At 58.2% G+C, this 8698-nt stretch carries 8 protein-coding genes; 2 read left to right on the top strand and 6 right to left on the bottom strand.

Going from position 1 to position 8698, the window contains the following annotated elements:
- Positions 1 to 113: 113 nt before the first annotated feature.
- From ACIQVE_RS24980 to acs, 6 genes are all read right to left on the bottom strand, one after another.
- Positions 114 to 878: an ABC transporter ATP-binding protein gene (locus ACIQVE_RS24980; RefSeq protein WP_402813557.1), complete on the bottom strand. Its 765-nt coding sequence runs from the start codon at positions 876 to 878 to the stop codon at positions 114 to 116.
- A gap of 27 nt (positions 879 to 905) precedes the next feature.
- Positions 906 to 2018, bottom strand: coding sequence for a M14 family metallopeptidase (locus ACIQVE_RS24985; protein WP_402813560.1), 1113 nt, complete (start codon positions 2016 to 2018; stop codon positions 906 to 908).
- A 1-nt stretch (position 2019) separates the two neighbouring features.
- Positions 2020 to 2718: an ABC transporter permease gene (locus tag ACIQVE_RS24990; protein WP_402813563.1), complete on the bottom strand. Its 699-nt coding sequence runs from the start codon at positions 2716 to 2718 to the stop codon at positions 2020 to 2022.
- A complete protein-coding gene (locus tag ACIQVE_RS24995; RefSeq protein ID WP_007912702.1) occupies positions 2715 to 3404 on the bottom strand; it encodes an ABC transporter permease in 690 nt (229 codons plus the stop codon). Before ACIQVE_RS24995 ends, ACIQVE_RS24990 begins: the two co-directional genes overlap by 4 nt.
- Before the next feature lie 91 nt (positions 3405 to 3495).
- Positions 3496 to 4269: an ABC transporter substrate-binding protein gene (locus ACIQVE_RS25000; RefSeq protein WP_402813567.1), complete on the bottom strand. Its 774-nt coding sequence runs from the start codon at positions 4267 to 4269 to the stop codon at positions 3496 to 3498.
- A 728-nt stretch (positions 4270 to 4997) separates the two neighbouring features.
- On the bottom strand, positions 4998 to 6953 hold the full coding sequence (acs, locus tag ACIQVE_RS25005; RefSeq protein ID WP_402813570.1) for an acetate--CoA ligase: 1956 nt from the start codon (positions 6951 to 6953) through the stop codon (positions 4998 to 5000).
- 429 nt (positions 6954 to 7382) lie between these two features.
- On the opposite strand from acs, the gene ACIQVE_RS25010 reads away from it, so the two are divergent.
- The gene (locus ACIQVE_RS25010; protein ID WP_150633304.1) at positions 7383 to 7646 is read left to right on the top strand and encodes a DUF2790 domain-containing protein; all 264 of its coding nucleotides are present in this window, start codon (positions 7383 to 7385) and stop codon (positions 7644 to 7646) included.
- 548 nt (positions 7647 to 8194) lie between these two features.
- The coding region (locus ACIQVE_RS25015; RefSeq protein WP_402813574.1) for a ribonucleotide-diphosphate reductase subunit beta at positions 8195 to 8698 on the top strand (504 nt) is incomplete at its 3' end.

Below are 8698 nucleotides of genomic sequence, written 5' to 3' on the forward strand. Positions count from 1 at the left end.
ATCCTGAAACCAACACAGATCAACTGTGGGAGCTGGCTTGCCAGCTCCCACAGGGATTGAGGCCAGCTTTTAGGTGGCGAAGCATGACCTAATTTGGTGCACAACGGCAGTGTTTACTTGAGGCTGCCCGAGAGGAATTGCTGCAAGCGTTCCGATTGCGGATTAACCAGCACTTCGCGCGGGTTGCCGCTCTCTTCAACAACACCTTTGTGCAGGAACACCAACTGGTTCGACACTTCACGGGCAAAGCCCATTTCGTGGGTCACAACAACCATGGTGCGGCCTTCCTGAGCCAGCGCTTGCATCACCTTCAAGACGTCGCCAACCAGTTCCGGATCGAGCGCCGACGTCGGTTCGTCGAACAGCATCACCTCCGGCTCCATTGCCAGCGCTCGGGCAATCGCCACACGCTGCTGCTCGCCACCGGACATGTGTCCCGGGAACGCGTCTTTGCGATGCGCCACGCCAACCTTGTTCAGGTAGTGCTCGGCCTTCTCGCGGGCTTCGGCCTTGGAGATGCCAAGCACGTGCACCGGCGCTTCCATGATGTTTTCCAGCGCGGTCATGTGCGACCACAGGTTGAAATGCTGGAACACCATCGACAGACGCGAACGCATGCGCTGCAACTGTTTCGGATCAGCGGCTTTGAGCGCGCCGTCCTTGTTGGCGACCAGTTTCAGCTCTTCGTTGTTGAGCAGAATCTTGCCCGCGTGCGGCTGCTCGAGCAGGTTGATGCAGCGCAGGAAAGTACTTTTGCCGGAGCCACTGGAGCCGATGATGCTGATCACATCGCCGGCTGCCGCTTTCAGGGAAACACCCTTGAGCACTTCGTGACTGCCATAGCGTTTATGCAGGTCTTGGACTTCAAGTTTGTACATGCGGTCGGTTCTCACAAAAACAGTCAGTCAGTCGTTGAGCAAGCGCCCGTGACGCAGCGCTTCGCGCCCCGCCACCTTGGCCAGCCAGAAACCGGGTTGGGCATAGCGCAGCCGTTCAATGGCAAACAGCACCCCGGACGTACCAGCACATACCGTGCTGACCCGATCGGACACAGGGTCGATCACTTCAAAAATCTCGTCCCCTGCTTCAACCCACTCGCCGGGTTTACGCAGAAAACTCACTACGCCCGGGTGGGGCGCGAACAGCAATTCAGTGCCTTCAAACGGCATGCCTTCGCACGCTTCGTGCGCCGCACTCGGCCACTCGCCGGTAATCAAACCTTGCTCGGCGAGGAACGCCAGAATGCCTTCAGCATACGCCTGGGCCTCAGCGCGACCGGTGTCGGCCTGACCGCCCAGCTCAATCGTCGTCGCCAGGCACGCCAGCGGAATCTGCGCATCCGGGAACTGCCGCGACAGACGCAGCCACGGCAGCGAACACGCTTCGTCAAAGGAGCTGCCGCCGGAATCTTCCGCCAGCAGACCAACCTTCACATTCAGGTGCGCGGCCAGCGAACGCCACTGCGGCCAGTGCTGCGGCAGCGCGTACATGTGCAGCGCGGCTTCGGCGTCGCAGTGCAAGTCGAGCACCACATCAGCGTTGCAGGCGTGGCTGAGCAGAACGCGCTGCATGCCTTGCAACTGGCTGCTCGCCTGCGGCAATGCCGCCAAATGATCAGCCATCGCCTGACGGATCAAGCGAATATTGGCGTGCGGATCATCACCGAGGCTGTCGGCCAAAGCCGCCGCAACCGGCGCGCTCAACTCAACGAAATCACGGTTGAAGTTCTTGCCACTGCCCGCCTCGAAACGGCCCTGATGATTGCCTTGCAGCAACTGCCCGAGACCCAGCGGATTGGCCACCGGGACCAGCTCGATCACACCGTTGAGCAAGCCTTTGGCTTCGAGTTCGCCAAGGCGTTTTTTCAGCTCCCAGGCGGTGCGCATGCCCGGCAGTTCATCAGCGTGCAGGCTGGCCTGAATGTAGGCCTTGCGCTCGCCCTGACCGAAACGGAACACTGAAATCTTGCGCTCGCAGCCCAGGTGGCTCCACGGTAAAACGTGGTCGATGCGTTCCATATCAGTGCTTCCGCGGGGCCAGGTAGCTCAGCCACCGACGCTCGGCCAACTTGAACAGCTTCACCAGAATGAAGGTCAGGCACAGGTAGAACACGCCAGCGGTGATGTACGCCTCGAACGGCAGGTAGAACTGCGCGTTGACAGTACGCGCCGCGCCAGTGATGTCGATCAAGGTCACGATGGACGCCAGACTGGTGGTCTGCAGCATCATGATCACTTCGTTGCTGTACTGCGGCAGCGCCCGGCGCAGGGCCGACGGCAACAGGATGCGTTTGTACAGTTTGAAGCGCGACATGCCCATGGCCTTGGCCGCTTCGATCTCACCGTTCGGCGTGGCCTTGAGGCTGCCGGCGATGATTTCAGCGGTGTAGGCGCTGGTGTTGACCGCGAACGCCAGGCACGCACAGAACGTCGCGCTGGACAGCCATGGCCAGAAGATACTTTCACGTACCGCTTCGAACTGCGCCAGACCGTAGTAGATCAAAAACAGCTGAACAAGCATCGGCGTGCCGCGAATCACGTAGGTGTAGAGCCACGCGGCGCCGTTGACGACCGGGTTCTTCGAAACGCGCATCAGGCCCAGCGGCAAGGCCGCCAGCAGACCGAAAAACAGCGAAAACGCGAGCAATTTAAGGGTGGTCACCAGGCCGCCGAAGTACAGCGGTAGAGCCTCCCAGATGACGTTGTAGTCGAAGATCATAGATCAGCCGCCCTTACGCCTACCGAGTAGCGCTTCTCAAGTTGACGCAGTATCAGCAACGAAACGCTGGTGATCACCAGGTACATCGCCGCCACTGCAAGGAAGAAGGTGAAAGGCTCGCGAGTGGCGTCTGCCGCCTGCTTGGCCTTGAACATCATGTCTTGCAGACCGACCACGGAAATCAGCGCGGTAGCCTTGGTCAGTACCAGCCAGTTGTTGGTAAAACCCGGAATCGCCAGACGAATCATCTGCGGCACCATCACCCGGAAGAACACCTGAAAACTGCTCATGCCGTACGCCATGCCCGCTTCGGCCTGACCCTTGGGAATGGCCATGAACGCGCCACGGAAGGTTTCCGACAGGTAGGCACCGAAGATGAAACCGAGGGTGCCGATACCGGCGGCCAAAGGATTCAGGTCGATGTAATCGTCATAACCGAGCATCGGTGCGACGCGGTTGAGCAAGTCCTGACCGCCGTAAAAGATCAGCAGGATCAACACCAGGTCGGGAATGCCACGGATCACCGTGGAATACAGATCGCCCAGCCAAGCCAGCCAGCGCACCGGCGACAGGCGCAACGCGACACCGATCAGCCCGAGAACGATGGCCAGGGCCATGGAAGACAAGGCGAGCTGAAGCGTCAGCCATGCGCCATCGAGGATGACAGCCCCGTAGCCTTTCAACATGATTCAGGTCCTCGAAAGTTGGGATGAAAAAATGGCGCAAACCGCAGAGATCCTGTTGCTTGCGCCATTTCGGACTTGTCGCAGAGACGTGTTACTTGCCGTAGATATCGAAGGCGAAGTACTTGTCCTGGATTTCCTTGTATTTGCCATTTTCGCGGATGGCCGCGATGGCGGTGTTGATTTTGTCTTTCAGGGCGTCGCCCTTGCGGACTGCGATGCCTACGCCGTCGCCGAAGTATTTGACGTCGGTGAATGCCGGGCCAACGAAGGCGAAACCTTTGCCAGCGTCGGTTTTCAGGAAGCCGTCATCCAACAGCGTAGCGTCTGCCACGGTGCCGTCGAGGCGACCGGCGGCCACGTCCAGGTAGATTTCGTTCTGCGAACCGTACGGCTTGATCTCGGCGCCCAGTGGAGCCAGCACTTCGCGGGCGAAACGCTCGTGGATCGAACCACGTTGTACGCCAATGTTCTTGCCCTTGAGCTCAGCCAGACCTTCGCTGACCTGAGTGCCGGCCTTCATGACCAGGCGGGCCGGGGTGTTGTAGTACTTGTTGGTGAAGTCCACGGACTTCTTGCGATCGTCAGTGATCGACATGGACGACAGGATCGCGTCGATCTTGCGCACTTTCAGTGCCGGGATCAGACCGTCGAATTCTTGCTCGACCCATACGCACTTGACCTGCATCTGCTCGCACAGGGCGTTGCCGATGTCGTAGTCGAAACCGACGATGCTGCCGTCCGGTGCTTTCGACGCAAACGGAGGGTAAGCCGCTTCGATACCGATTTTCAGAGGTTTTTCATCAGCGAAGGAATTCAGCGACAGCACAGACAGTGCCAGGGCGCCAAGCAGCACGAGTTTCTTCATCTTGGGACTCCATCGGTAAAGGGCAAAAACGGCAGAGTGAGCGACAGCCCAATATGCGAATGGGTGAATCGGCAAATCGGTTGCTGCATCGATGGGAAATTTCCCATTGAAACCGTCGCAGGTTTCAACGTCATCCACGATGAGCGAGTGATCGGCATTCTAACGACAGGCCCGAAGCCGATATTTCTTCAATGCGACAACTAATTACAGATGCACAGAGAAACCGGCTTGAGCACATTGACAGCCCTGCAATTTCATGCAAGAGCGAACGATTGTGAACCGATCTATGCTGCAAATTGCGGGCCTATTATTCGCAAACCCTTCTAATCCGGCAAGCGCAGCGTTATGTCTTATTTTCACTGGAAGGTTTGAGGCTCTAAAACGGGGTGATGCGTTTCCCTTTGCCCCGGTTTGGCGCAAGCGGTTACACATTCGGTTACGTGGATATGACCCGGTAACAGTGGGAAATGTCTTACGGAGCAGATCGATAATTATTGGTTGGGCCGTTTCGGTTCCTGGCTGCGGACCACACCAGTGCCTGACAGATTGCCTTCGCGAGCAAGCTCGCTCCCACAGTTTTGACCGAATTCACCCAAGCCAAATGCAATCCCCTGTGGGAGCGAGCTCGCTCGCGAAGAGGCCGGCACGATCACCACAAAACCTCCAGACACAAAAAAGCCCCGCTCGGCATACACCGGACGGGGCTTTCAGCTTTTCAGACCCGCCGCTTACGCAACATTCATGGTCTTGTGCGTATCAATCAAATGCTGCACCACACCCGGATCAGCCAGGGTCGAGATATCGCCCAAACCGTCATATTCAGCGGTAGCAATCTTGCGCAGAATCCGGCGCATGATCTTGCCCGAACGGGTCTTCGGCAAACCCGGCGCCCACTGGATCACGTCCGGCGAAGCAATCGGCCCGATCTCTTTACGCACCCAGTTCTTCAATTCCAAACGCAGTTGCTCGCTTGGCTCTTCGCCGCCAATCAACGTGACATAGACATAAATGCCCTGCCCCTTGATGTCGTGCGGCACACCCACCACCGCTGCTTCAGCGACTTTAGGGTGAGCAACCATCGCGCTTTCGATCTCGGCCGTGCCCATGCGGTGGCCAGACACGTTGAGCACGTCGTCGACACGCCCGGTGATCCAGTAGTAACCATCGGCATCACGACGTGCGCCGTCACCGGTGAAGTACATGCCACGGAACGTCTTGAAGTAGGTATCGACGAAGCGATCATGGTCGCCATACAGCGTGCGCGCCTGACCTGGCCACGAATCGAGAATCACCAGATTGCCCTCGGCCTCGCCCTCGATAATGTTGCCAAGGTTGTCGACCAGCGCCGGCACCACACCAAAGAACGGACGCGCCGCCGAACCCGGCTTGAGCGCGTGAGCCCCCGGCAGCGGGCTCATCATGTTGCCGCCGGTTTCGGTCTGCCACCAGGTATCAACGATCGGGCAACGTGATTTGCCGACATTCTTGTAGTACCAGTCCCAGGCTTCCGGGTTGATCGGCTCGCCCACCGAACCCAGCAGACGCAGGCTGCTGCCATCAGCGCCTTCAACAGCCGCTTGCCCCGACGCCATCATGGCGCGGATCGCGGTCGGTGCGGTATAGAGGATGTTGACCTTGTGCTTGTCGATGATCTTCGCCACCCGGGTGATGTCCGGATAGTTCGGCACGCCTTCGAACAGCAGCGTGGTCGCGCCATTCGCCAGCGGGCCGTAGACGATGTAGCTGTGACCGGTGACCCAGCCGACGTCGGCGGTACACCAGTAAACTTCGCCCGGGCGATAGTCGAACACGCGTTCGTGAGTCATAGCCGCGTACAACAAGTAACCGCCGGTGGTGTGCTGCACGCCCTTCGGCTTGCCGGTCGAGCCGGAGGTATAAAGGATGAACAGCGCTTCTTCAGCGCCCATCTCTTTCGGCGCGCAAACGGTGCCCGCCACCTTCATCAGGTCTTCGTACCAGATGTCGCGATGCTGGTTCCACTTGATGTCGCCGCCGGTGCGCTTGCAGACGATGACTTTCTGGATGCTGCTGGTTTCCGGGTTGGTCAGCGCGTCGTCGACGTTGGCCTTGAGCGGGATCTTCTTGCCGGCACGGATACCTTCGTCGGCAGTGATCACCACTTTCGATTTGCAGTCGATGATGCGACCGGCCAGGGCTTCCGGCGAGAAACCACCGAACACCACCGAGTGAATCGCGCCGATCCGGGTGCAGGCCAGCATGGCGACCACGGCTTCGGGAATCATCGGCATGTAAATGGTCACCACGTCGCCGCGGTGTACGTCCTGACCGCGCAGGGCGTTGGCGAGCTTGCACACTTGTTCGTGCAATTCGCGGTAGGTGATGTTGCGGCTCTCGGCCGGGTCGTCGCCTTCCCAGATGATCGCGATTTGGTCGCCGCGCTCGGCCAGATGACGGTCGAGGCAGTTGTAGGAAACGTTCAAGGTGCCGTCGGCAAACCACTTGATGTCGACATGGTGATCGTCGAACGACGTCTGTTTCACCGTGGTGAAAGGTTTGATCCAGTCGAGACGCTTGGCTTGCTCGCGCCAGAAACCGTCAGGGTTGACGACCGACTGCTGGTACATGGCTTTGTAGGTCGCCTCGTCAGTCAGCGTGTTAGCCAGAACCTCGGGACGAACGGGATACAGAGAAGCCGCACTCATCTTTCCTACCTCGGTGTAATAGTTGTTTTTGTATGACCCTGTTGTAGCCGGGCCGGGCCCATAGAACCATTCGACGATGGTAGTAACAAGCCCCTTACGCCTATCCCTCAAACGCCCGAAGCCCCTGTGGGAGCTGGCTTGCCAGCGATTCAGACAACTCGGTGTATCAGACACACCGCATCACCGAGGACACAACATCCAGCGATTGTTACCAAATCTGCCAAAGGTGTTTATCAAAACCCGCTCTGTTTACCCCCACTCCACCTCCCTAGAATTCACCTCGCCGACAAGGCGAAGCGATTAACAACGTTACAGCCCCCACGAAGGCCGTTAATCCACCTCGCAGTAAAGAACGAAAGCGATGCAGTTCCACACGCAACCCCAAAAAGGTTGCGTGACCCCACTCGACCTCAAAAAGGTAACTTTGAAATGAAAGCTTTATTGGTTCTGGCCCTCAGCAGTCTGTGCGCAACCGCAATGGCAGACGAGGTCCCGACTGATGTCGCACAGCAACAACCGGCTATCGAGGAATACACTTACTCCACTCACCTGGACATCGCCAAAGTTGTATCCATGAGCGAGATTCCAAATGTCTGCGAAGTTGTTCCGATGAAAATGGAATACGACGACTCCAAAGGCCAGCGTCACATCCTGCGCTACAGCGTCATGGGCAACGGCTGCTCCAATGGCTGATTCAGACTGCACCGAATTGGACCGCTCAGCGCAACATTGAGGGTCGATTCCAGCCCGGCTTCGGTCGGGCTCAGTTGTGTCTGAGAGCGCTCAAAAGGCTTGCAAAACACTAGATGTAGTAAAAACCGGCCTTTTTTGCTCGTTTTTTGAACAAATCGACATTCGCGAAATTTTTCCGAAAAAAAATCTATACCCGGCAAAGCCCCATAAACCCTCGCTCTGACCGAAAAACCTCCCCTCTCGGCCGTTCTGTGAGCCGATTCGCCGCACCACGCGCGTGAAAATTTCCCTATAATGCCGCCCTATAGCGGGCCTGCAATATCCCCTTACAGGGAGAACAGCCAGTCTGAAGCCCTGCAGCAGCGTCCAACGTTGCCTGCGCCCATCAGAGGCTCTCGGAACCCCGTACAAAATTCTGTTTGATGCCTGCGTATAGCTGCTGCAAAAAACGATTCCTTTAGATCCAATGCGGCCAGTACGGCCGTGTGAAAAACCAACCTTTCAGTTTTCACACGGGCATCTGGCCCTCACGCAGGAGACGACACGTCATGCTGAGCTGGGACGAATTCGACAAAGAAGACAGTGAAGTAGCCGTGGCAAAAGGCGCAAACGCCGGCCACGCCACTGAAGCCAACATGGACCGCCTCGACAGCGCCGGCGGTGCCGCCGCCCTCGAAGCACGCGCCGTAACGGCCAGTGACTCGGCTGCCGTGGCCCGCGCCAAGGCTGCACTGAACTCCCTCGACGTCGCCGAAGGCCTCGCCGAACTCGAAGGCGCCTCCGCCCGCGTCGCCGTTGACGAAAAACGCATGATCAACTGCCGCGCCGACCTCAACCAACTCGTGCCATTCAAGTACGACTGGGCCTGGCAGAAGTATCTGGACGGTTGCGCAAACCACTGGATGCCGCAAGAAGTCAACATGACCGCCGACATCGCCCTCTGGAAAGACCCGGAATGCCGCCAGTACATCCTGCGCCAGGCGTTCGAAGAGGCGATCCACACCCACGCCTACCAGTACTGCATCGAATCGCTGGCCATGGATGAAGGCGAG

It is taken from the genome of Pseudomonas sp. NPDC098747, from assembly GCF_044760045.1.
Taxonomy (GTDB): Bacteria; Pseudomonadota; Gammaproteobacteria; order Pseudomonadales; family Pseudomonadaceae; genus Aquipseudomonas.

Bases quoted from the DNA above. Each gene is read 5' to 3' on its own strand.
- ACIQVE_RS24980 (WP_402813557.1), bottom strand. From the start codon at position 878: ATGTACAAACTTGAAGTCCAAGACCTGCATAAACGCTATGGCAGTCAC.
- ACIQVE_RS24985 (WP_402813560.1), bottom strand. From the start codon at position 2,018: ATGGAACGCATCGACCACGTTTTACCGTGGAGCCACCTGGGCTGCGAG.
- ACIQVE_RS24990 (WP_402813563.1), bottom strand. From the start codon at position 2,718: ATGATCTTCGACTACAACGTCATCTGGGAGGCTCTACCGCTGTACTTC.
- ACIQVE_RS24995 (WP_007912702.1), bottom strand. From the start codon at position 3,404: ATGTTGAAAGGCTACGGGGCTGTCATCCTCGATGGCGCATGGCTGACG.
- ACIQVE_RS25000 (WP_402813567.1), bottom strand. From the start codon at position 4,269: ATGAAGAAACTCGTGCTGCTTGGCGCCCTGGCACTGTCTGTGCTGTCG.
- acs (WP_402813570.1), bottom strand. From the start codon at position 6,953: ATGAGTGCGGCTTCTCTGTATCCCGTTCGTCCCGAGGTTCTGGCTAAC.
- ACIQVE_RS25010 (WP_150633304.1), top strand. From the start codon at position 7,383: ATGAAAGCTTTATTGGTTCTGGCCCTCAGCAGTCTGTGCGCAACCGCA.